Origin of the sequence: Actinacidiphila yanglinensis (assembly GCF_900107965.1) — a bacterium.
GTDB lineage: Bacteria > Actinomycetota > Actinomycetes > Streptomycetales > Streptomycetaceae > Actinacidiphila > Actinacidiphila yanglinensis.
In genome coordinates this window covers 445939-467694 of record NZ_FNVU01000005.1, presented here as the reverse complement: position 1 = coordinate 467694, position 21756 = coordinate 445939, and the positions used below count along the sequence as shown (strand labels likewise).

Annotated in this window: 18 protein-coding genes, 1 pseudogene and 1 riboswitch; of the genes and pseudogenes, 8 read left to right on the top strand and 11 right to left on the bottom strand. The window is 74.0% G+C overall.

The annotated features are described in order from the left end of the window. Positions 1–23 precede the first annotated feature (23 nt). The 3 genes from C4U44_RS14690 to uppS all read right to left on the bottom strand — a co-directional run bounded on the left by C4U44_RS14690 (position 24) and on the right by uppS (position 3973). Positions 24–1520, bottom strand: a complete 1497-nt coding sequence (locus C4U44_RS14690; RefSeq protein WP_103886194.1) for a flavin-containing monooxygenase — start codon at positions 1518–1520, stop codon at positions 24–26. A gap of 171 nt (positions 1521–1691) precedes the next feature. After that, a complete protein-coding gene (locus C4U44_RS14685) occupies positions 1692–3140 on the bottom strand; it encodes an oxygenase MpaB family protein (protein WP_103886193.1) in 1449 nt (482 codons plus the stop codon). A 92-nt stretch (positions 3141–3232) separates the two neighbouring features. Then, entirely contained in the window at positions 3233–3973 is a 741-nt protein-coding gene (gene uppS, locus C4U44_RS14680; protein WP_265737326.1) for a polyprenyl diphosphate synthase, read from the bottom strand. A gap of 188 nt (positions 3974–4161) precedes the next feature. Between uppS and C4U44_RS14675 the strand changes: the two genes are divergently transcribed. Further along, the gene (locus C4U44_RS14675; RefSeq protein WP_103886192.1) at positions 4162–5250 is read left to right on the top strand and encodes a serine hydrolase domain-containing protein; all 1089 of its coding nucleotides are present in this window, start codon (positions 4162–4164) and stop codon (positions 5248–5250) included. Between the two features lie 257 nt (positions 5251–5507). On the opposite strand, the gene C4U44_RS14670 is transcribed toward C4U44_RS14675, so the two are convergent. Continuing rightward, on the bottom strand, positions 5508–6140 hold the full coding sequence (locus C4U44_RS14670; RefSeq protein WP_103886191.1) for an FMN-dependent NADH-azoreductase: 633 nt from the start codon (positions 6138–6140) through the stop codon (positions 5508–5510). 84 nt (positions 6141–6224) lie between these two features. On the opposite strand from C4U44_RS14670, the gene C4U44_RS14665 reads away from it, so the two are divergent. Beyond that, positions 6225–6845, top strand: coding sequence for a MarR family winged helix-turn-helix transcriptional regulator (locus C4U44_RS14665; protein WP_103886190.1), 621 nt, complete (start codon positions 6225–6227; stop codon positions 6843–6845). A 113-nt stretch (positions 6846–6958) separates the two neighbouring features. Here the strand turns inward: C4U44_RS14665 and C4U44_RS42460 are convergent. Continuing rightward, positions 6959–7399 (bottom strand): annotated as a pseudogene (locus C4U44_RS42460) (class I SAM-dependent methyltransferase); the annotation flags it as partial. Between the two features lie 189 nt (positions 7400–7588). Between C4U44_RS42460 and C4U44_RS14655 the strand changes: the two are divergent. Continuing rightward, complete coding sequence (locus tag C4U44_RS14655) at positions 7589–8734, top strand: glutathione-independent formaldehyde dehydrogenase (RefSeq protein ID WP_103886303.1); 1146 nt, start codon at positions 7589–7591, stop codon at positions 8732–8734. Between the two features lie 98 nt (positions 8735–8832). Here C4U44_RS14655 and C4U44_RS14650 read toward each other — a convergent pair whose 3' ends face one another. From C4U44_RS14650 to C4U44_RS14625, 6 genes are all read right to left on the bottom strand, one after another. Continuing rightward, a complete protein-coding gene (locus C4U44_RS14650) occupies positions 8833–9921 on the bottom strand; it encodes an S-(hydroxymethyl)mycothiol dehydrogenase (protein WP_103886188.1) in 1089 nt (362 codons plus the stop codon). A 141-nt stretch (positions 9922–10062) separates the two neighbouring features. Next, positions 10063–10308 carry an SCO5918 family protein gene (locus C4U44_RS14645; protein WP_407642835.1) on the bottom strand — a complete coding sequence of 82 codons (246 nt, stop codon included), beginning with the start codon at positions 10306–10308 and terminating at the stop codon, positions 10063–10065. 31 nt (positions 10309–10339) lie between these two features. Continuing rightward, complete coding sequence (locus C4U44_RS14640; protein ID WP_407642834.1) at positions 10340–11407, bottom strand: fatty acid desaturase family protein; 1068 nt, start codon at positions 11405–11407, stop codon at positions 10340–10342. Next, entirely contained in the window at positions 11404–13047 is a 1644-nt protein-coding gene (locus C4U44_RS14635) for a DEAD/DEAH box helicase (RefSeq protein WP_103886187.1), read from the bottom strand. Before C4U44_RS14635 ends, C4U44_RS14640 begins: the two co-directional genes overlap by 4 nt. Before the next feature lie 321 nt (positions 13048–13368). Further along, positions 13369–13572 (bottom strand): cold-shock protein, encoded by a 204-nt coding sequence (locus C4U44_RS14630; protein WP_004985680.1) that lies wholly within the window; start codon positions 13570–13572, stop codon positions 13369–13371. Positions 13573–13801: 229 nt separating this feature from the next. Further along, the gene (locus tag C4U44_RS14625) at positions 13802–14542 is read right to left on the bottom strand and encodes a hypothetical protein (protein ID WP_103886186.1); all 741 of its coding nucleotides are present in this window, start codon (positions 14540–14542) and stop codon (positions 13802–13804) included. 347 nt (positions 14543–14889) lie between these two features. On the opposite strand from C4U44_RS14625, the gene C4U44_RS14620 reads away from it, so the two are divergent. The 5 genes from C4U44_RS14620 (at position 14890) to C4U44_RS14600 (ending at position 21742) form a co-directional block, all read left to right on the top strand. Then, positions 14890–16314, top strand: coding sequence for a DUF2252 domain-containing protein (locus tag C4U44_RS14620; protein ID WP_103886300.1), 1425 nt, complete (start codon positions 14890–14892; stop codon positions 16312–16314). Between the two features lie 341 nt (positions 16315–16655). Beyond that, complete coding sequence (locus C4U44_RS14615; RefSeq protein WP_235032074.1) at positions 16656–17330, top strand: alpha/beta fold hydrolase; 675 nt, start codon at positions 16656–16658, stop codon at positions 17328–17330. Positions 17331–17527: 197 nt separating this feature from the next. Next, positions 17528–17756, top strand: a riboswitch (cobalamin riboswitch). 156 nt (positions 17757–17912) lie between these two features. After that, positions 17913–20270 carry a 5-methyltetrahydropteroyltriglutamate--homocysteine S-methyltransferase gene (metE, locus tag C4U44_RS14610; protein WP_103886184.1) on the top strand — a complete coding sequence of 786 codons (2358 nt, stop codon included), beginning with the start codon at positions 17913–17915 and terminating at the stop codon, positions 20268–20270. Positions 20271–20418: 148 nt separating this feature from the next. Next, on the top strand, positions 20419–20979 hold the full coding sequence (locus C4U44_RS14605) for a hypothetical protein (RefSeq protein ID WP_235032073.1): 561 nt from the start codon (positions 20419–20421) through the stop codon (positions 20977–20979). Between the two features lie 100 nt (positions 20980–21079). Continuing rightward, the gene (locus C4U44_RS14600) at positions 21080–21742 is read left to right on the top strand and encodes a DUF4291 domain-containing protein (protein WP_103886182.1); all 663 of its coding nucleotides are present in this window, start codon (positions 21080–21082) and stop codon (positions 21740–21742) included. Positions 21743–21756: the final 14 nt, after the last annotated feature.

Genomic DNA, 21756 nt, shown 5'->3' with positions numbered 1-21756 from the left:
GCGACCGCCGTGCTGCGGCACGGTCACGAGGGCCGCGGCCCTGCGCGCGTGCTGCGGTCGAGGTGGAGCTCGGGGTCCTCGACCGGCAGGTGCCGCAGGAGTTTCACGTCGCCCGTGTAGTTCAGCGAGGTCAGCCAGGGGGCGCGGTCGCCCTGCCGCGGGAGCCGGTCGATGACGCGGCGGACGTAGCCGGCGCCGAAGTCGAGGAACGGCCGGGTCGGCATGGCCGGGTCGGCGGGCACCGGGTGCGCGATGTCGTCGCCGCGGGCGTCCATGCGGGCGAGCAGCCGGCAGAAGTGCTCGCACAGCAGGCCGATCTTCAGGGTCCACGAGGCGTTGGTGTACCCGATCGCGTAGGCGAAGTTCGGCACCCCGGAGAGCATCATGCCCTTGTAGGCGATCGCGTCGGCGAGGTGGACCGGCCGCCCGTCCACGGTCAGCGCCATGCCGCCCATCGCCTGGAGGTTCAGGCCGGTGGCGGTGACGACGACGTCCGCGTCCAGCGTGCGGCCGGACGCGAGCAGGACACCGGTCGCGGTGAACGACGCGATCCGGTCGGTGACCACGGAGGCCGTCCCCCGGCGGATGGCGCGGAACAGGTCGCCGTCGGGCACGGCGCACACCCGCTGGTCCCAGGGGTCGTACGGCGGGTTGAAGTGCTCGTCGACGGGATAACCCGAGGGCAGCAGCCGCGCGTTGAGGCGCCGGATGATCCGCCGTACGGCCTTCGGGTACCGCCGGGAGAGCCGGTAGAACGCCTGCTGGCGGACGATGTTCTTGCGCCGCGCCAGCCGGTCGCCGCGCTGCTCGCCGAACACCCGGATCAGCAGCCGGGCGAGCCGGTCCGCGGCCGGCACCGCCACCACGTAGGAGGGGGTGCGCTGCAGCATGGTCACGTGGGCGGCGGCCCCGGCCAGCGCGGGGACGAGCGTGACCGCGGTCGCGCCGCTGCCGATCACCAGCACCCGCTTGCCGTCGTACGCCAGGTCCCGCGGCCAGTGCTGGGGGTGGACCAGCTGCCCGCGAAACCGCTCCTGCCCCTCGAAGCGTGGAATGAAGCCCTCGTCGTAGCGGAAGTAGCCGCCGGCGCAGAAGATCCAGTTGCAGGACACGACCCGGCGCGCGCCGGTGCCGGTGTCCTCGACCTCCACGCTCCAGCGCGCGTCGGCCGAGGACCACGATGCCCCGAGCACCTTCGACCGGAACTGGATCCGCCGGTCGATGCCGTACTCGGCGGCCGTCTCCCGCAGGTAGCGGAGGATCCGGTCGCCGCCGGCGATGGCAGGACCGTCCCGCCACGGCCGGAACGCATACCCGAAGGTGTGCAGGTCCGAGTCCGACCGGACCCCCGGGTAACGGAACAGGTCCCACGTCCCGCCGGACGCCTCGCGCGCCTCGAGCACCGCGTAACTGCGCTGCGGGTGCTCGCGCTGGAGGTAGTAGGCGGCGCCGATACCGGAGATGCCGGCACCCACGATCAGGACGTCGACCGAGGCCGGCCGCGGGTCGGTCACAGTCATGCCGCCCATCCTGACCGCTGCCGCGCGGAAGGACCAGTACGAGTCCTCCTGGGGGAAGCACTCGCCGCGCCCGGCGGCCCCACCCGGGGCGCTGGGGGAGGCTGCGCGGGCAACCCTCCACCGACCGCGAGGCCCGGCACCAACCGTTCGCACCCGTTGGTGCGGCCCGACCTATGCCCCGGTGAGCAGCGGATCGTACGCGGTGGAACGCTGCCGCCCCGCCATGAAGGAGAGGAACTCCTTCACGAACGCGCTGCGCGAGCAGCTCCCGCCGGAACCGCCCACGACCCGCCGGAACCCGGTCCGGAACAGCGCCCGGTACTCCTCCGCGTCGATGACCTGATCCCCATCCGCGTCCGTGACATCAAAAAGCACCTCGGCCACCCGGATCAGCGCGGGCCCGGCCAGCGAGGGGACGGCCGCGACGTACTCCTCCCTGCTGATCCGCCCGTCGCCGTCGCTGTCGAGGTCCGACTGGAGCTCCCGCCACCAGGCCGCGTAGGCGTTGTAGAGCCGGGTCTCCTCCGGCTCGTCGAGATCGAGCCGGGAGGCCACCTCCCGGGCCATGGACGCGAGGTCGGGCCAGTCCAGATAACCGTCGCCGGTCTGGTCCAGCACCGCGGTGAAGAACTCGCCGCTGCCGCGCGGCGCACCACCACCGCCCGGCTCGGCCGGTCCGCGCTGCTCGGGAAGCGGCGCGACCAGCCGGAACAGCGCGCCGGCCTGCTTCATCCGGTCGCGCACCGCGGTGAGCGCGGCGGCCTGCGGGTCGTCGCTGTCCGGGGTCAGGTAGAGCAGGTTGGTCAGGGTCTCGGTCCGCAGCCAGCCGTCGGGCAGGAAGCGGGACAGCCCGACGGCCGTGTAGACGCTCTGCATCAGCACCTGCGCGCCCGGGGTCTCGGGCAGGCCGGCCCGCCGCCGGAACGGCTCGGGGAGGGAGGCCACGGTGATCGTGCCGATCAGCGGGCCGGCGAGGGCGCGGCCGGCGGCCCACACGGTGGGCAGGCCGTCCAGCACGGGCGGCGCCGGGAGGTGGTCGAAGAGCTTGTAGAGGATGATCTGCAGCGCCTCGGTGTTCTCCAGTTCCTCCTCGACCACGCGGTCGTAGTACCGCCAGAACTCCGGCAACGTGGGCGGAAGATGGTCCGGGCGGTCCGTCAACACGTCCAGGAACGCGCGGAATTCGGCGTAGAGCTGCTCCATCGTGGCCTGGTCGAGCGGCTGTCCGCTCAGCCGGCACATCGTGACCGAGCTCTCGAAGAGGGTGGCCACCACCCAGGCGCGGACCTCCGGGTCCATCGCGTCGTAGGGCCGCTCCCGCGCATCGGTGCCGCTCAGCCGCGCGTGCAGGCGGTTGAGCCGCGCCGCCTCCCGCTGCCGCGTCTCCTCGTCGGGACCGAACATGCGCTGGAGGCTCACCAGGGTGTTGCGCAGCCGTCGCCACGGGTGCATCACGAAGGACGAGTTGTCGATCAGGGCCGCGCCGATCTGCGGATGTGCGGCCTCCATGACGGTCGCCCTGACCACGGCCAGTGCCCAGCGGGGATCGTTGAAGAAGCGGTGGAACTGCGAGTCGGGGCCGAAGAGGGAGGCGGGCTGCTGGGCGGGGGTGTCCGTCACGGGTGGGGTCTCCGTTCGCGGGCGGCATCGGTACGGCGCGGTAGAGCAGTTGGTACGGGGGTGGGCGGAGGCAGTCCGGGGTCAGGGCGGGGTCAGCGCGGGGTGACGCCGCCGAAGCGGCGGTCGCGGCGGCGGTAGGCGTGCAGGCACTCCAGGAAGTGCGGCGCGCGGAAGTCGGGCCACAGCACCGGCGGGAAGATCCACTCGGCGTAGGCCACCTGCCAGAGCATGAAGTTGGAGATCCGCTGCTCGCCGGAGGTCCGGATGACCAGGTCCACGTCGGGGGTGTCGGGAAAGGGCAGGTGCGCCGCGAAGTGCCGCTCGTCGACGGCGTCCGCGGGCAACCCGCTGCGGATCAGCGAGCGGGCGGCCTCGACGATGTCCCGGCGACCGCCGTGGTCGAACGCGACGGTCAGCGTCATGCCCCGGTTGGTGCCGGTCAGCGTCGTCAGGTCGGCGAAGTCACGGGCCAGCGGCGCCGGGATCCGCGGGTCCGCCACCCCGAGGAAGCGGCAGCGGATGCCGCGCGCGTGCAGCAGCGCGGCGTGCTTGCGCACCACGCGGCGGACCAGCCGCATCAGGAAGTCGACCTCGCCGCTGGGCCGTTGCCAGTTCTCGGTGGAGAACGCGTACAGGCTCAGCCACCGCACGCCCGCGGCCCGCGCGGCCTCGATGACGTCGATCACCGTCGTCTCGGCGGCCTGGTGACCGGACGTCCGCGGTAACGAGCGGGCCGCCGCCCACCTGCCGTTCCCGTCCATCACGCAGGCGACGTGGCGCGGCACGCCCCTCCGGGTGCCGCCGGCGGTGGGAGCTGCTTCCTCGACCGTCACACGTCCTCCCCCACCTGATCCGGCCCGCACCCCGGACCCCCCGACAGCCTGCCGCCGCCCGCCCCCCGCCACACCGGGTTCCCCCCGGGTTCACCCTCCGCACGCCCGTCCGAACCCGGCGCTCCCGGGGGCCGTGGACAGCGGGAGTCCCGGCCGGTAGACACGGGTGTGAGGGCCGAGGGGGCGTGATGGACTGGACGGAGTGCCCGCCCGAGGACGTGGGCGTGGACCGGCAACGGCTGGGCCGGGTGACGGAGTTGGTACGGGCCCGGGGCGCGGTGTCCCAGCTGTGCGTGCTGCGCGACGGCAAGGTGCTGCTGGACCGCTCCTTCGGCTGCGACCCGGACGCGCTCTTCCTGACCTTCTCCGCGGGCAAGCCCCTGGTGGCCCTGCTGGTCCACCTCCTCGCCGAGCGGGGCGGGCTCGCCCTCGACGACCCGGTGTCCCGGCACTGGCCCGAGTTCGGCGAGCACGGCAAGGAAGCGGTCACCGTACGGCAGGTCCTCCAGCACCGCTCGGGCATGTCCACCGCGCGCGGCATGCTCGGCGACGCGCTGGCGATGACCGACTGGGAGCGCTCGGTCCGGGGCATCGAGCGGGCCCCGCTGCGGCACCCGCCCGGCCAGGCACCCGCGTACCAGGTGATCATCTACGGCTTCGTGCTCGGGGAACTCGTCCGGCGCGTCACCGGCACGCCGCCGCGGGAACTCCTGCGCACCGAGTTCCTCGCACCGCTCGGGCTGCGCGACCTGCACCTCGGACTGCCCGACGGCGCCTGGTCCCGGCACGTCCCCGTCCGCGGGCGCGGCACCGCCGCACGCCTCAGCGGCCGCGCCCTCAACCGTCGCGCCACGCGCCGCGCGGTCATCCCGTCCGCCGGTGTCTCCGTGACCGCCCGCGACCTCGCCCGCTTCTACGCGATGCTGCTGCGCGGGGGTGAGCTGGACGGCACCCGGGTGCTGGCACCCGACACCGTCCGCGAGGCGCGGCGGCTGTCCAGCGACGACGAGGTGGACCGCGTGATCCGGCTGCCGATCCGCTGGGCCCAGGGGTTCCAGCTCGGCGGTCCGCCCCGCGACGCCGCCCACGCCCGGCCCATGGGCCGGCACAGCAGCGAGGACGCCTTCGGGCACAACGGGAGCAACTGCTGCCTTGCCTGGGCGGATCCCGGCCGCGGCCTCGTCTTCGTCCACCTCACCGACCTGCTCACCGGCGGGCACGAGGGGGCGCGGCACCAGAGTGCGGTGAGCGATGCGGTGATCACGTCTTGCGCGTGACCCCCGACGACGGGTGATCCCGCCCGCCCCGGGACCACCCTCCGGTGGTGGGTGACCCGCGCCGTCCCCCGCGCCCCCGGGGTGGCTCGGTCCGTCGCACAGTGCCCGCGCGCTGTGGGTGACCCGCGCCGTCCCCCGCGCCCCTTGAGTTGCCCTTCTCCCGCATCACCGGCGCGTCAGCGCACCGGCCCCCGCGGGAGACCTGCACCTACCCAGGGGCGCGTGGGGGCACCTCCCAGAGGCGCGGGCAACCCCCGTCAGGGCTTCCAGATCTCGTCGATCTCCGCCTCCGCCGCCGCCAGACTCGCCTCGGCCAACGGCAAAAGCTCGGCCATCGCCGGGTTGCTCCCGGCCAGCGTCAACTCCGCGGTGATGAACCGCGGCTCCAGCCCCGTCATGGACACACCGTGCGGCAACCAGGGCTCGGCGTGGTCCCAGCCCTCGCGGGGCGTACCCGCGCCGTAACCGCCCCCGCGGGACGCCAGCACGATCATCTCGCGCCCGCCGAGCAGCGGCGCCATCGTCTCCGCGTCCAGCGAGAGCCCCGGCACGATCAGGTGGTCGACCCAGGTTTTGACGCCACTGGGAACGCCGAAGTTGTAGAGCGGCAGGCCGAACAGCACCGTATCGGCGGCCTTGACCTCGCCGATGATCTCCTCGCTCAGCGCCCAGGCGGCGGCCTGCTCGGGGGTGCGGTCGGCGGCGGGCACGGCACCGGCGTGCACGGACGCGGGGATCAGGTGCGGAAGCGGGTGTGCGCCCAGGTCACGGTAGGTGACGGTCCCGCCCGGGTGGGTGTCCTGCCACTTGGCTGCGGCGCGCGCGGTCAGTTTCCGGCTGACGGACCGCTCGCCCTGGATGCTCGCGTCGATGTGGAGGAGATGGGGCATGTCGTTGGCCTTCCATAGATAGTTTGTGCAACACCAACGATTTATAGCACACCACTCTTCTTGACGTCCGGGTAGACTTTGCGGATGGCCCTGCCCGTGCGGAACCAGTCCCCGAGGCGGTCCGGAGCGCTCCTCGACCAGCTCGCGCGGCGCATGCGGCTGCGCGGGGAGTCCGCCCTGGCCCAGCTGGGCCTGCGGCCGCGCCACCTGCTGGCGCTCACCGTGCTGCGGGACCGGCACGGCAGCACCCAGCAGGCCCTGTCCGCGACCCTCACGCTGGACCGCGCCAACGTCGTGGGGCTGCTCAACGAACTCGAAGCCGACGGCCTGGTCGAGCGGCACCGCTCACCGGAGGACCGGCGCCGCCACGTGGTCCGCCTCACCGACGCAGGCGCCCAGCGGCTGGCCGACGCCGAGTTCGCGCTCTCCGGCGCCGAGGACGACGTCCTGGGTGTCCTCGACGAGGCGCAGCGCGAGACGCTGTACGAACTGCTGCGGACCGCCGCCTGCGCTCAGCTCGGCGAATCCTCCGCCGACGGGTCCTGCGTCACGGACGCCGAGTCCTGCGTCGCCGATGCCGAGCCCTGCGTGGCCGACGCGCGCTCCGCCTTCACCGAGGGTGACTCCTGTCTGTCCGATCCGGACGGCGCCACGGCCACGCCCAGCGACATCGCGCCGACGAAGCGCGGCGTCCCCTCCTCGTAGAAGACGTCCAGCTCGGCGAGCGTGAAGCCCGCGCCGGTGAGCAGGTCAGGGATCGGCCGGGTGAGCCGGCAGCCGCCGGCCACGCGCCGCTGGAGGGGCTCGAGCCGCCGCTGCCAGCGCCGTACGTCCTCGTCGGGGGCCAGGCCGTGCTCGGCGAACCGCAGCACGCCGCCGGGGCGCAGCACGCGCCGCACCTCGCGCAGCGCCGCGTCGGGGTCCGGGATCGTGCACAGCGTCCAGGTGGAGACGGCCGCGTCGAAGGTCGCGTCGGCGAACGGCAGCGCCTGGCCGTCCAGACCCGACCGCAGCACCGGTACGGCCGAGACCGACAGCCGGGAGCGGGCGAGCCGCCAGCCGCTGTCGGAGGGCTCGACGGCGTCGACCCGCGTCACGCCGGGCGGGTAGAAGGGCACGTTGAGCCCCGAGCCGAAGCCGATCTCCACCACGGTCCCGGCCAGCTCCGCGCAGACCCGGCGGCGCAGCACCGCGGCCTGCCGCGACCCGCAGGCCGCGTCGATCAGCCGCGGCAGGACCCGGTCGGTGTAGATCCCCATCGCCGCCCCCTCGTGTGGCTCCCTCCCGCCAGTCTGGCACCGCCGCGCCGCCCCGGTACCCCCTCGGCGCCCGGCCGCGACGGGGCGCCGGAGGGGTTCCGTGCCCGCCGCCTCACGCTGCGCGTGCGCCGCCGCCTTGAGCCTCCTCGCCCGCGGGTGTTCGCTGGAAGGACCACGGAGGTGGTGAACATGAAGGCTGTCGTCTACGAGAAACCCTTCTCCGTCGCGGTCACCGAGGTCGACGACCCGGTCATCGAGCATCCCGCCGACGTGATCGTCCACATCACGTCGTCCGCGATCTGCGGATCCGACCTGCACATGTACGAGGGGCGCACCGCGGCCGAGTCCGGCATCGTCTTCGGCCACGAGAACCTGGGCGTCGTCGAGGCGGTCGGCGCGGGCGTGACGTCCCTGGCGGTCGGCGACCGCGTGGTCATGCCCTTCAACGTGGCCTGCGGGTTCTGCAGGAACTGCGTGGCCGGCCGCACCGCCTTCTGCCTCACGGTGAACCCGGGCTTCGCCGGCGGCGCGTACGGCTACGTGGCGATGGGCCCGTACCCCGGCGGCCAGGCCGAACGCCTGCGGGTGCCGTTCGCCGACTTCAACTGCCTGAAGCTGCCGCCGGGCGACCAGTTCGAGACCGACTTCGTGCTGCTCGCCGACATCTTCCCGACCGGCTTCCACGGCTGCGAGCTGGCCGACGTCGCCCCCGGCGACTCGGTCGCGGTCTACGGCGCGGGGCCGGTGGGGCTGATGGCCGGCTACTCCGCACTGCTGCGCGGCGCGTCCCGGGTCTTCGTGGTCGACCGGGTGCCCGAGCGGCTGGCGAAGGCCGAGTGCGTCGGCGCGACGGCGGTCGACTACACCGAAGGCGACCCGGTCGAGCAGATCCGCGACCTCACCGAGGGCGAGGGCACCGACAAGGGCATCGACGCGGTCGGCTACCAGGCACAGGCGCACGACGCGGGCAACGAGGAGCCCGGGACCGTGCTCAACGCCCTGGTCGACACCGTCCGCCCGACCGGCGCGATCGGCGTCCCGGGCCTCTACGTGCCCTCCGACCCCGGCGCGTCCGACGAGGACGCGCGGCACGGCCGGCTGCTCGTCCCGATCGGCAAGATGTTCGAGAAGGGCCTGCGGATGGGCACCGGGCAGTGCGACGTCAAGCGCTACAACCGCCGGCTGCGCGACCTGATCACCGCCGGGCGGGCCCGGCCCAGCCTGGTCGTCAGCCACGAACTCCCGCTGGAGCAGGCGCCGATGGCGTACGAGAAGTTCGACATGCGGGTGGAGGGCTTCACGAAGGTGGTGCTGCACCCCGCACTCGCCGCCTGACCGCCCGACCGTACGACCGACGACGGACGGTTCACCGCGCCGGCCCCGTTCCGACGGATGTCGCAACGGGGCCGGCGGGTGGCGGAAGGCCTGCGGCCCTATTCGAGCACGACCACCGAGCGCAGCACGTCGCCGTCCCGCATCCGCGCGAACGCCTGCTCCACGTCGGTGAGTTCGATGGTCTCGGTGACGAACGCGTCCAGGTCCAGGCGGCCTTGCAGGTAGAGGTCGATCAGCATCGGGAAGTCGCGGGACGGCAGGCAGTCGCCGTACCACGACGACTTCAGCGCGCCGCCACGGCCGAACACGTCCAGCAGCGGCAGTTCGAGCTTCATCTCCGGGGTGGGCACGCCGACCAGCACCACGGTCCCGGCCAGGTCCCGCGCGTAGAAGGCCTGCTGGTACGTCTCGGGGCGGCCGACCGCCTCGATGACCACGTCGGCGCCGAAGCCGCCGGTCAGCTCGCGGATCGCCTCGACCGGCTCGTCCGTACGGGAGTTGACGGTGTGCGTGGCACCCAGCCGGTGCGCGGTGGCGAGCTTGCGGTCGTCGACGTCCACCGCGATGATCCGCGCGGCGCCCGCCAGCCGGGCGCCGACCACGGCCGCGTTGCCGACGCCGCCGCAGCCGATGACCGCGACCGAGTCGCCCCGGCCCACGTTCCCGGTGTTCAGGGCCGCGCCGAGCCCGGCCATCACGCCGCAGCCGAGCAGGCCCGCTGCGGCGGGTGACGCCGCCGGGTCGACCTTGGTGCACTGCCCCGCGGCGACCAGCGTCTTCTCGGCGAACGCGCCGATGCCCAGTGCGGGCGACAGCTCCGTGCCGTCCAGCAGCGTCATCTTCTGCCGGGCGTTGTGCGTGTCGAAGCAGTACCAGGGCCGCCCGCGCCGGCAGGCACGGCAACGCCCGCACACCGCACGCCAGTTCAGCACCACGAAGTCGCCGGGCTCGACCTCGGTCACTCCCGGGCCCACCGCCTCGACCACGCCGGCCGCCTCGTGTCCGAGCAGGTACGGGAAGTCGTCGCCGATGCCGCCCTCCCGGTAGTGCAGGTCCGTGTGGCACACCCCGCACGCCTGCACCGCGACCACCGCCTCGCCCGGTCCCGGGTCGGGCACGACGATCGTCTCGACCGCCACCGCCCCGCCCTTGTCCCGCGCCACCACACCCCGAACCTGCTGCACCACGGCATCCACCTCTCTGCGGATCTCTGCGGAGTACGCCTGCCGGGCATTATCCAGCGGCGCCGGGAACAGCACCCGGCACCTTTGCCGCCCAGCCGTGCCGCGTCCCCCGCCGGCGAACGGCGGGGGACGGTCGGGAGGGGCCTACTGGCTGGTCGCGGCGTGCAGGGGGAAGCCGAGCGCCTGCATGGCCCGCTGCACCTCGCCGGCGTTGAAGTCCCGCCGGTCCTGGCGGGTGATGACCGCGCCGACCTGCATGAGCGGGTAGCGGACCCCGCCGATGTCGACCGAACCGCCGGTGACGGGTTCGGGGGCGACGCCGTTCATCGCCTTCTCGACCTCGGCCGGGTGGAAGTAGAAGTGACGGCGGGCGATGGTGACACGCATCATGCCTCGACAGGGGGTGAGAGGACGGGGAAGGTCAGACGGTGGCGGCGGAGCGCAGCGGCGCGCCGACGTGGTGCAGGTGGCGCAGGGCCTGGGCGTAGGAGGCCAGGAGCCCGCTCTCGGCGTAGGGGATGCCCAGTTCCGCACAGTACGCCCGCACGATCGGCTGGGCGCGGCGCAGATGGGGTGTGGGCATGCTCGGGAAGAGGTGGTGCTCGATCTGGTAGTTCAGCCCGCCGAGCACGACATCGATCAGCATCCCGCCGCGCACGTTGCGCGAGGTGAGCACCTGGCGGCGCAGGAAGTCCGGGCGGTCCTTGCCGGTCAGGGTCGGCATGCCCTTGTGGTTGGGCGCGAACGTGCAGCCCATGTAGACGCCGAACACCGCCTGGTGGACGGCGACGAACGCCAGGGCCTGGAGGGGCGGGAGGATCAGCAGCAGCGCGGTGATGTAGGCGACGATGTGGGCGCCGAGCAGCACCGCCTCCAGGGTGCGCTGCTTGTACGCGGGCCCGAACAGCGCCCGGACCCCGGCCACGTGCAGGTTCATGCCCTCGAGGGTGAGCAGCGGGAAGAACCAGTACGCCTGGCGTCCGCCGATCCAGCGCGCGACGCCGCGGGCGTTGCGGGCCTGGCCCTGCGACCAGACCAGGATGTCGGGACTGACGTCCGGGTCCAGTTCCTCGTGGTTGGGATTGGCGTGGTGGCGGGTGTGCTTGTCCTGCCACCAGCCGTAGCTCATGCCCACGCACAGGTTGCCCGCTATCCGCCCGGCGGTCTCGCTGGGCCGACGCAGCCGGAACACCTGGCGGTGCGCTATGTCATGGGCGACCAGCGCGATCTGGGAGAAGAGCACCCCGAGCACGACCGCGACGGCGAGCTGCCACCAGGTGGGGCCGAGCAGCGCGAACACCGTCCACGCGGCCGCGTACAGCACGGCGACCCCGCCGATCCTGGCCACGTAGTAGCCGGGCCGGCGCCGCATCAGTCCGGAGTCGGTGATCCGCCGGACCAGCACGGAGAAGTCGCTGCTGTCGCAGGCAGCCGCCTCGACGGGCGGTACCGAGACGGCCGTCGCGGCCGTGTCGGACGTGGGGTTCACGCGGCACGCCGGCGGGGCTGGGCGGTGCGCGCGCCGGAGGAGGAGCGGGCGCCGCCGGTGCGGCCCGCGGAGGACCCGCCACCACCCCGGCCGGCGGAGGTCCCGCCACCGCCCCGGCCCGCGGAGGTCCCGCCGCCGGTGCGGCCGGAGCCGCCGCGGCCCGCGCCGCCCCGGGCCGCGCCCGTGGCGGGTGCGCCGCTGCCGCGCGGCCGCCGCCTGCTGCCGCCGCGTCCGGTGGAGGCGCCGGCGGAACGCGGTTCCGCCGTGGGCACCGTGATCACGACCGGCACCCCGGAGGGCACCCGGGCACCGGTGATCCGGGCCAGCTCGTCGTCCGCGGAGTGCACCTTCGCGGTGTGCGGGGTGATCCGGGCCTTGGCCATCAGCCGCTCCATGTCGCGGCGCTGGTCGCTCAGCACCAGCGTCACGACCCGGCCGGAGGCACCCGCGCGGGCGGTCCGGCCGCCGCGGTGCAGGTAGTCCTTGTGGTCGGCGGGCGGATCGACGTTGACCACCAGGTCCAGGTCGTCGATGTGGATGCCGCGCGCCGCGACGTTGGTGGCCACCAGGGCGGTCACCTCGCCGCTCTTGAACTGGGTGAGGGTCCGGGTGCGCTGCGGCTGGGACTTCCCGCCGTGCAGCGCGGCCGCCCGCACCCCGCTGGCCAGCAGGGTCTTGGCGAGCCGGTCCACGGCGCGCTTGCTGTCCAGGAAGAGCAGCACCCGTCCGTCGCGGGCGGCGATCCGCACCGTGGCGTCGCGCTTGTCCTCGCCGGTCACGTGGAGCACGTGGTGCTCCATGGTGGAGACGGCGCCGGCCGACGGGTCCACCGCGTGCACCACCGGGTCGGACAGGAACCGTCGCACGAGGGTGTCGACGTTGCGATCGAGGGTCGCGGAGAAGAGCATCCGCTGGCTGCCCGGCACCACCTGCCGCAGCAGCGCGGTGACCTGGGGCAGGAAGCCCATGTCGGCCATCTGGTCGGCCTCGTCGAGCACGGTGATCACGACCTGGTCGAGCGCGCAGTCGCCGCGCTCGACGAGGTCGCGCAGCCGGCCGGGCGTGGCGACGACGATCTCCGCGCCGCCGCGCAGCGCCGCGGCCTGGCGGCCGATCGACAGCCCGCCGACGACCGTGGCCATCCGCAGGTGCAGGGCCCGGGCGTACGGCGTCAGGGAGTCGGTGACCTGCTGGGCGAGCTCGCGGGTGGGCACCAGCACCAGCGCGAGCGGCCGGCGCGGCTCGGCGCGGTGGCCGGCGGTACGGGCGAGCATGGCCAGCCCGAAGGCGAGGGTCTTGCCGGACCCGGTGCGCCCGCGGCCGAGGACGTCGCGCCCGGCCAGTGAGCTGGGCAGCGTGGCGCCCTGGATCGGGAACGGCACGCTGACGCCCTGCCGGGTCAGTTCCTCGGACAGCGGCGTCGGCAGGTCGAGCTCGGCGAAGGTGGTGACGGCCGGCGGGGCGGGCGTGCCGGTGACGATCAGGCTCGGCTCGTCGGAGCCGGTGTCGGCCGGGCGGGCGCCGCCGCGGGCTGACCCCCGGGGCGCACCGGTACGGCCGGCACCCTGCTGGGGAGCACGGGAGCGGCGGCGGGGGCGGGCGGGGCCACCCGATGTGGACTGCCGGTTTCTTTCGGGCATGCGTGAAGCCTTCCTCGAAGGCGGCGCGTGCCGAAAAAGACTCCGCAAAGTGACATCAGGCGGAGACCCGCAGAACGAGCCGGAGATGAACAGCGGAGGAGTCGGACCGCAGCGAAAGGTGAACTGCGGGGGACGCGGGAAAAGCGTGGAACACGGGGGGGACCCCGGAGAACGCTGGGGAGCACCGGGACCCCGGGTACGCGGCGAACGGGGGACACGGTATTCCGTGGTCCGTTCGAAAAGCGCACCCGGGTACGGCGAGGGCCGGGCCCCGCGCCCGATTGCAGCGGGACCCGGCCCCAGGTGGTGCGTCGTCCGCGATCAGGCGGGGACGATGTTCTCCGCCTGCGGGCCCTTCTGGCCCTGCGTGACGTCGAAGGTCACCTTCTGGCCTTCCTGGAGCTCACGAAAGCCCGAGGTGGCGATGTTCGAGTAGTGGGCGAAGACGTCGGCGCCGCCGCCGTCCTGCTCGATGAAGCCAAAGCCCTTTTCCGAGTTGAACCACTTCACGGTACCGGTTGCCATGTCTAACTTCCTCTGATAGGTGCAGTTCCCGAACCCGCACGTCACGCGTTCGGCGTCGCTGCAATGAACCCCATCTGGAGGCCGGAAAACAAAATGCGCCCGAGGGTCACATCCCGTCAGGCGCACACAGAATTCATGGGTACCACAACCGCAACAATTGCCAGGCTAGCACACCTCCCCCGGCACGCGAAGGGACGCAGCTCACACGGCCGCCGCAGGGGGCTCGGGGTCAGTGCCGCCGCTGCGCCGCCATCACGTCCCGCATGGACGCGACCAGCGCCGAACGGTACCGGCTCAGGTCGTCGGGGCTGGGCGGGGTGCCCTGCAGCGAGTTCGCCACGGCCGGATCGGGGGCGATGTCGTTGAAGCCGGTCAGGGTGACGGAGAAGACGGCGCCGCCGTGCCGTACCCGCAGTTCCTCGGTCTGCGAGCTGATGGTCAGCAGGTACGCCTCGTCGCCGATCCCCGGAACGGAGGAGTCGGCCTCGGCGGGATTGAGGTCGCCGGTGTCCAGGCCGCGCTGGTCGTCGAACTCGGCGCGCGGATCGGTGCTCTTGTGCAGGTCGATCGTGACGAACACCTGGTACCTGCTGGTGACGGTGCCGGGCGTGCGGGACCCGACCGACAGGGTGCAGTGGATCTGGTCCAGCGCCGGGCCCAGGTGGGCGGCGGCGGGAGTGACCGCCTCGCTGTCGGTGGCCCCGAGGGCCCGGGTGAGCGGGTCGAGGCTGCCGTCCGAGCAGGGGCTGGCGCCGAGCGCGTAGCCGTGCAGGTCGGGGCCGGTGTCCCGGTGGTCGTCGTAGACGTGCAGGCCGATCATCCACAGCACGGAGGCGACCAGGAGCCCGCCGGCGCCCCAGGTCCAGTGCCGCCGGCGGGCGAGGCGGCCGGGGGGGCGGTCGCCGGCGTCGCCGATCACGTCGGGCCCGGACTCCTCGGAGCCCCCGGTCAGTTCCGGCTCGGTTATCACGACTGCTCCTCGTGGTCGGCCTGCCCGCATCCTGCCCTGCGGGCACCCCCTGTGGGTATGCCTCGACGGACACCTCGACGGACGCAGGCCCCGGCATGGGCTCCTCCGGGAGGTCGGCCGTGAAGGGGTGTCGTAGAGTCCGGACAAAACGGTGTCTATCGGGTGCGGAGCCTGGGGTTCCTCCGCGCGGGCGTCAGGAAGGTCCGGCGATGAAGCAGACCGAGGCGACGAAGGCGAAGCGCGGGACCGGGACCGGGCGGAAGGCTGCGGCCGAGCCGACGGGCGTCGACCGGGACCGGGAGGACGAGGCCGGGTCCGGCGGGGTGGCCACCGTGAGCGGCGCGGCCATGCGGTCCCCCGAGGAGCGGGCCCGGCTCGGCCGGGCGGCGCGGGCGGACGCGCCGCGCTCCTCGCACGCGGAGTTCGCCCCGGCCCCGGACCGCACCGACCCGGTGGAGACCCTGGAGCGCCAGTCGGCCACCCGGCTGCCGGAACTGGTGCCGATCCGGTACGGCCGGATGCTCGAATCGCCGTTCCGCTTCTACCGGGGCGCCGCCGCGATCATGGCCGAGGACCTCTCCCGCACCCCCGGCTCCGGGCTGCGCACCCAGCTGTGCGGCGACGCCCACCTGATGAACTTCCGCCTGCTCGCCTCCCCCGAGCGCAACCTGCTCTTCGACATCAACGACTTCGACGAGACGCTGCCCGGGCCCTGGGAGTGGGACGTGAAGCGGCTGGCCACCAGCATGGTGATCGCCGCGCGGGAGAACGGCTTCGACGACGGGGAGCGGCGATCGATCGTGCGCGGAACGGTCAGGTCCTACCGCGAGCAGATGCGGCGCTTCGCCGGGATGCGCGACCTCGACGTCTGGTACGCCAAGGCGGACGCCGAGCTGCTCCAGTCGCTGGCCGCGGGGCGGCTGCAGGCGCGCGGGCGCAAGCGGCTGTCCTCGGAACTCGCGAAGGCGCGCGGCCGCGACAGCCTCCAGGCCGCACGCAAACTCACCGAGGTCGTCGGCGGCAGGCAGCGGATCGTCTCCGACCCGCCGATGCTCACCCGGCTCGAGGACCTGCTGCCCGGCGCGGACGCCGAGCGGGTCGAGGACCTGCTGCGGGAGCTGCTCGGCGGCTACCGGCGAACCCTGGAGCCCGACCGCCAGCACCTGCTGGAGCAGTTCGGCGTGGTGGACATGGCGCGCAAGGTGGTCGGGGTCGGCAGCGTCGGCACCCGCTGCTGGGTGATGCTGCTGATCGGCCGCGACAGCGGGGACCCGCTCTTCCTCCAGGCCAAGGAGGCCGACACGTCGGTGCTGGCCCCCTACGCGGGCGCGAGCCGCTACGCCCTCCAGGGCAAGCGGGTGGTGGTCGGGCAGCGGCTCATGCAGTCGGCCGGGGACATCTTCCTCGGGTGGGAGCGGACGCTGGGCATGGACGGGGTGCAACGCGACTTCTACGTACGGCAGTTGCGCGACTGGAAGGGAGTGGTCGACCCCTCGCGGATGGTGCCGCGCGGCATGGGCGTCTTCGGCGAGCTGTGCGGGGCGACGCTGGCCCGCGCGCATGCCCGGTCCGGCGACCGGATCGCCATCGCCGCGTACCTCGGGCGCGGGGACGTCTTCGACCGGGCGGTCGCGGCGTTCGCGGAGGCGTACGCGGATCAGAACGAGCGGGATTTTGCTGCGCTGGGCAAGGCGGCGAAGGCGCGGCGGGTGCGGGCGGAAGGGGTTGCGGTGGCCGGGGGACGGGGGGCGCGGGCCCGGAAGGGGTCGTGAGTGCGGAGGCTTCGGGGCGGGACCGAGCCAATCGGTAGGGACGGTTGTCGCCGGACCATCCGGCGGTGGGGCGTTGCTCGCGCCGTTCCTCCCCCAGCCTGGCGGCTGGGAGGTGCCACCAGCGCCGCTGACGGGGCCGCTGGCCGCCACCGCGGGCGGACCGCACCAATCGGTACGGACGGTTGTCGCCGGACCTGCAGGCCGCCGGTGGTTGCTCGCGCCGTTCCTCGCGCCCCTGGCAAGGGCTCGGGGGAGGAGACTGGGGGGCTCGGGGGTGAGGGAGGGTGGGTGTGAGGGAGAGCGCTGGGGGGCGGCTGGCCGTGCGGCGGATGCCTCGGGAGGTGGATGGGGCAGTGCTGCTGCTGCACGGCGGGTACGAGCAGGACGCCAGGGGCCCGTCGCGGCTGAACGCGCCCGGGCTGCGGATGCGGCCCTTCGCGGCGGCGGTGACGCGGGCCACCGAGGGGCGGGGGGTGGCCGTCGCGGAGGCCCGGTACCGGTTCCGGGGGTGGAACGGCGAGCGGGCGGACGCCGCGCACGACGCCGCCGAGGCGGTGGAGCGGCTGGTGAAGCTGACCGGCGGCGCCCCGACCGTACTGATCGGGCACTCCATGGGTGCCAGGGCCGCCCTGCGCGCGGCGGGGGCCGCGGACGTGGTCGGGGTGGTCGCGCTGGCCCCGTGGTGCCCGCCGGGCGAACCGGTCGCCCAACTGGAGTCCCGCCGGCTGGTGTTCGCGCACGCGACCGGCGACCGCGTCACCTCGCCCGCCGAGTCGCTGCAGATGGCGGTCGACGCCCGCGCGGCGGGCGCGCAGGTGGCCCGCTACGAACTGCCCGGCGGCGACCACGCGATGCTCCGCCGGATGCGGGTGTGGCACGACCTGGCGACCTGTGCCGCCGGCGCCGTGCTCGGCCTCGGGCCGGTGCCCGCCGAGATGGCCTCGGCCTTCGCCCAGCGCGCCGGTCAGCCGGACGGCCTCGCGCTCCCGATGCTCCCGGCGCGGACTGCGGCGTAGCGATCGGCACGCGGGTGGGGCGGCTTGCGTCCAGTGCCGTGGCCGGAAAGGTCTGCCTGGTTCGCGGTGTCCGGTGCGGTGCATGCGTACTCATGCGGCTCCCACAACGCTGGGGGCACCTGTCCTCCCGCCGGAGGCAGGGGGACAGGTGCCGTGCCGGGTGCCGCGAAACGGTGAACCTTTCCTGCCACGGCACTAGGCTGGCAGGAGCAGCTGGTTCGCTCCCGCCCGCCAGGCGGGGCGCGTCGTAAGAGGGAACCCGGTGGGAATCCGGGACTGCCCCGCAGCGGTGAGCGGGAACGACCGCCGTCATACGCACTGGGTCCGGGTACGGACCTGGGAAGCGACGGCCAGTAGGTGTACGTCCGGCCCGGCCGGGAGTACGTGCTCGTGAGTCCGAAGACCTGCCCGTTGCCCGTGCGCGCCCCGGCGCGCGCGGAGATCCGGTGACCCCGAGGGCGGGTCGGCGTACGGGACGAAGCGGCGGCACCTCGTGTGCGCGACCGCCCGGCCCGCCGCTCCTTCGCGCCCCGCGCGGTCCCCGGAACCGTTCGGGACACACGCTCGCGAAGGAGAGCCCCAGTGACACCGCAGACACCCGCCACGCCCGCCGCTTCCGCGCCCCCGCCGCCCCGGCTCCGGGCCACCGTGTACGGCTACCCGCGGCAGGGACCGGACCGGGAGTTGAAGAAGGCCGTCGAGGGCTACTGGAAGGGCCGGGTCAAGGCCGATGCCCTCCGGCGGACAGCCGCCGAGCTGCGCCGTACGACCCTGCGGCAGCTCGCCGAGGCCGGCCTCGGGGAGGTGCCGACCGGTCACTTCTCGTACTACGACCACATGCTGGACACCAGCGTGATGGTCGGCGCGGTGCCCGAGCGGCACCGGGCCCTGCTGCGGAGGGGCGCCCTGGACGGCTACTTCGCAATGGCCCGGGGCACGCGGGACACGGCGCCGCTGGAGATGACCAAGTGGTTCGACACCAACTATCACTACCTGGTACCGGAGTTGAGTCCGGACACCGTCTTCACCGCCGACTCGGCCAAGCAGGTCTCCGAGTTGGGGGAGGCGCGGGAGATGGGGCTGGACGGCCGGCCGGTGCTGGTCGGCCCGGTGACCTATCTGCTGCTGGCCAAGCCGGCGCCCGAAGTGGGCGCGGACTTCGACCCGTTGACCTTGCTGGACCGGCTGCTGCCGGTGTACGCGCAGGTGCTGGCCGACCTGCGGGCGGCCGGCGCGCGCTGGGTCCAGCTCGACGAGCCCGCGCTGGTGCAGGACCGCACCCCGGCCGAACTGGACGCCGTGGCCCGCGCGTACCGCGAACTGGGCGGGCTCACCGATCGGCCGGAGCTGCTGGTCGCGTCGTACTTCGGGAGGCTCGGCGAGGCGCTGCCGGTGCTCGCGAGGACGCCGGTCGAGGGCCTGGCGCTGGACTTCACCGGGCCGGGGGCCGCCAACCTGGACGACCTCGCGGCCGTCGGCGGCCTGCCCGGCAGGCGGCTGGTCGCGGGCGTGGTGGACGGCCGCAACGTGTGGATCGATGACCTCGCCGCCTCGCTGTCCACCCTCGGCACCCTGCTGGGCCTGGCCGGCCGGGTGGACGTCGCCCCGTCCTGCTCGCTGCTGCACGTGCCGCTCGACACCGCGGCCGAGAAGGACATCGACCCGCAGGTGCTGCGCTGGCTCGCCTTCGCCCGGCAGAAGACCGCCGAGGTCGTCACGCTCGCCCGCGGCCTGGCCCACGGCACCGGAGCGATCGCGGCCGAACTGTCGGCCGCCCGGGCGCACTTGGCGGCCCGCGCGCACTCCGCGCTGGTGCACGACCCGGCGGTGCGCGCCCGCGCCGCGGCCGTCGACGCCGCGGACACCTCCTGGGACCGCCGCTCCCAGCCGTACGCCCGGCGCACCGCGGCGCAGCGCGAACGCCTCGCCCTGCCGCCGCTGCCGACCACCACCATCGGGTCGTTCCCGCAGACCGACGACCTGCGCGCGGCCCGCGCCGACCTGCGGGCCGGGCGGATCGACGCCGCCGGGTACGAGGAGCGGATGGCCGCCGCGGTCCGCGAGGTGATCGCCTTCCAGGAGCAGGCGGGGCTGGACGTCCTCGTGCACGGCGAACCCGAACGCAACGACATGGTGCAGTACTTCGCCGAGCAGCTGACCGGCTACCTCGCCACCCGGCACGGCTGGGTGCAGTCCTACGGCACCCGTTACGTACGCCCGCCGATCCTGGCCGGCGACGTCTCGCGGCCCGCGCCGATGACCGTCGCGTGGACCTCCTACGCGCAGTCGCTCACCCCGCGCCCGGTCAAGGGGATGCTCACCGGCCCGGTCACGATGCTGGCCTGGTCCTTCGTCCGCGACGACCTGCCGCTCGCCGACACCGCCCGCCAGGTCGCGCTCGCGTTGCGCGACGAGGTCGCCGATCTGGAGGCGGCCGGCACCGCGGTCATCCAGGTCGACGAGCCCGCGCTGCGCGAGACCCTGCCGCTGCGTACCGCCGACCGGCCCGCCTACCTCGCCTGGGCCACCGAGGCGTTCCGCCTCACCACCGCCGGGGTCCGCCCGGACACCCAGATCCACACCCACATGTGCTACGCCGAGTTCGGCGACATCGTGCAGGCCATCGACGACCTCGACGCGGACGTGATCAGCCTGGAGGCCGCCCGCTCCCACATGCAGGTGGCGGACGAGCTGGCCGCGCACGGCTACCCGCGCGAGGCCGGGCCCGGGATCTACGACATCCACTCGCCCCGGGTGCCCGGCACCGCCGAGCTGACCGCGCTCCTGCGCCAGGGCCTGGCCGCGATCCCCGCGGAACGCCTGTGGGCCAACCCGGACTGCGGGCTGAAGACCCGCGGCTGGCCGGAGGCGCGTACCTCGCTGGAGCACCTGGTCGCGGCGGCGCGCGAGGTGCGCGCCGAGCTGGCCGCGGGCGGCTGAGCGGTACGCACCGGCGCGGGCGGGACGGCGTCCAGGGCGCCGTACCCGCCCCGTTCCGCGGCCCGGCGCGGCGCCCCCGCCCCGACTCGGGGCCCGACACGGCGGGGGCGCCCGCCGGGCCGGGCCCGCGGCTTGGCATGATGCGTAAATGAGCCGAAACCGCCGAACCGCCGCCCGAGCCTTCCGTGCCTCCGGAGCCGTGCGCACCGCCCGGGCGATCGCGGTGGCGGCGGTCCTCGCCGGACTCGTCACGGCCTGCTCCGACTCCGGCTCCGGGTCGCACGCGACCCCGGCCGAGACCACGGCGGCACCGGACACCCCCGGGCAGGTCACCGTGCACGAGGACGACGTCGACCTCACCATCACCGATGCCGTCGCGCACCTCGACGGCGCGGGCAACGGCACCCTCACGATGGCGGTCCGCAACGACAGCGGGGTGCCCGAGCACCTCGACATGGTCGGCGCCCCGGACGCGGGCCGCGGCACCCTGGCCGGCAGCACCAAAGGCGTGACCGGCGACAGCGGCAGCATGATGGACGCGGGCATCTACCTGCCCACCGGCACGACGGTCACCTTCGGCGGCACCGGCCCGACCGTCACCTTCACGGCGGTCCACGGCGTCACCGCCGCCCACACGCTGCCGCTCATCCTCCAGTTCGGCGTGGCCCGCCTCGTCCACCTGTCCGCCCGGGTCACCACGACGGGCTGACCCGCGGGGTCCGCAGGCGTGCGGGGGCCGGCCCCCGCACGGGCCGCGGCCGCACGGAATCCGGTGGTCCACCCCGCCGGGCGGCTGCGACGATGCGGGCATGTCCACGTCCCTGCCCGTACCCGCGGCCGTGCCCACCCGCGGCATCCGCGCCGTCCACAGCGCCGACACCCTCACCGTCTACCAGGCGTACTCCCCGGCCATCGCACTCCCCGCCGCCGCGGCCGGCCGCTTCCCGGCGGACTACGGACGCGGCCGGATGACGTGGATCAAGCCGTCGTTCCTGTGGATGATGTACCGGAGCGCGTGGGCCACCGCGCCCGGGCAGGAGCGGGTGCTGGCCATCCGCATCCGCCGCGAGGGGCTGGACTGGGCACTGGCGCACGCGGCGCTCTCCTCGTACACCGACCGGGTGCACGCCTCCCGCGACCAGTGGCGGCAGGACATGCGCCGCTGCCCCGTACGCGTCCAGTGGGACCCCGAACGCGACCTGCACGCACGCCCGTTGGCGTGGCGCTCGCTCCAGGTCGGGCTGCGGGGCGAGGCCGTCGACCGCTACCTCGACGCGTGGGTCACCGGCATCGAGGACGTCACCGGCCTCGCCCACACGATCCATGCCCACGTCCGCGCCAAGGATCTCGACCGCGCCAGGGCCCTCCTCCCCGACGAGCGCCCCTACCCGCTGGATGCCGCCCTCGCGGGCCGTGTCGACGCGACGCCGGCAACCGAGGGCGGCACGTCTGCGGTCGGCCCGGTGCTCTGACGTATTCAGGGGCG

Coding starts and splice junctions, on each gene's coding strand:
- C4U44_RS14675 (WP_103886192.1), top strand. CDS start 4,162: ATGGACTGGACGGAGTGCCCGCCCGAGGACGTGGGCGTGGACCGGCAA.
- C4U44_RS14645 (WP_407642835.1), bottom strand. CDS start 10,308: ATGATGCGTGTCACCATCGCCCGCCGTCACTTCTACTTCCACCCGGCC.
- C4U44_RS14600 (WP_103886182.1), top strand. CDS start 21,080: ATGTCCACGTCCCTGCCCGTACCCGCGGCCGTGCCCACCCGCGGCATC.
- C4U44_RS14655 (WP_103886303.1), top strand. CDS start 7,589: ATGAAGGCTGTCGTCTACGAGAAACCCTTCTCCGTCGCGGTCACCGAG.
- C4U44_RS14665 (WP_103886190.1), top strand. CDS start 6,225: ATGGCCCTGCCCGTGCGGAACCAGTCCCCGAGGCGGTCCGGAGCGCTC.
- C4U44_RS14620 (WP_103886300.1), top strand. CDS start 14,890: ATGCGGTCCCCCGAGGAGCGGGCCCGGCTCGGCCGGGCGGCGCGGGCG.
- C4U44_RS14670 (WP_103886191.1), bottom strand. CDS start 6,140: ATGCCCCATCTCCTCCACATCGACGCGAGCATCCAGGGCGAGCGGTCC.
- C4U44_RS14635 (WP_103886187.1), bottom strand. CDS start 13,047: ATGCCCGAAAGAAACCGGCAGTCCACATCGGGTGGCCCCGCCCGCCCC.
- C4U44_RS14630 (WP_004985680.1), bottom strand. CDS start 13,572: ATGGCAACCGGTACCGTGAAGTGGTTCAACTCGGAAAAGGGCTTTGGC.
- C4U44_RS14605 (WP_235032073.1), top strand. CDS start 20,419: ATGAGCCGAAACCGCCGAACCGCCGCCCGAGCCTTCCGTGCCTCCGGA.
- C4U44_RS14690 (WP_103886194.1), bottom strand. CDS start 1,520: ATGACTGTGACCGACCCGCGGCCGGCCTCGGTCGACGTCCTGATCGTG.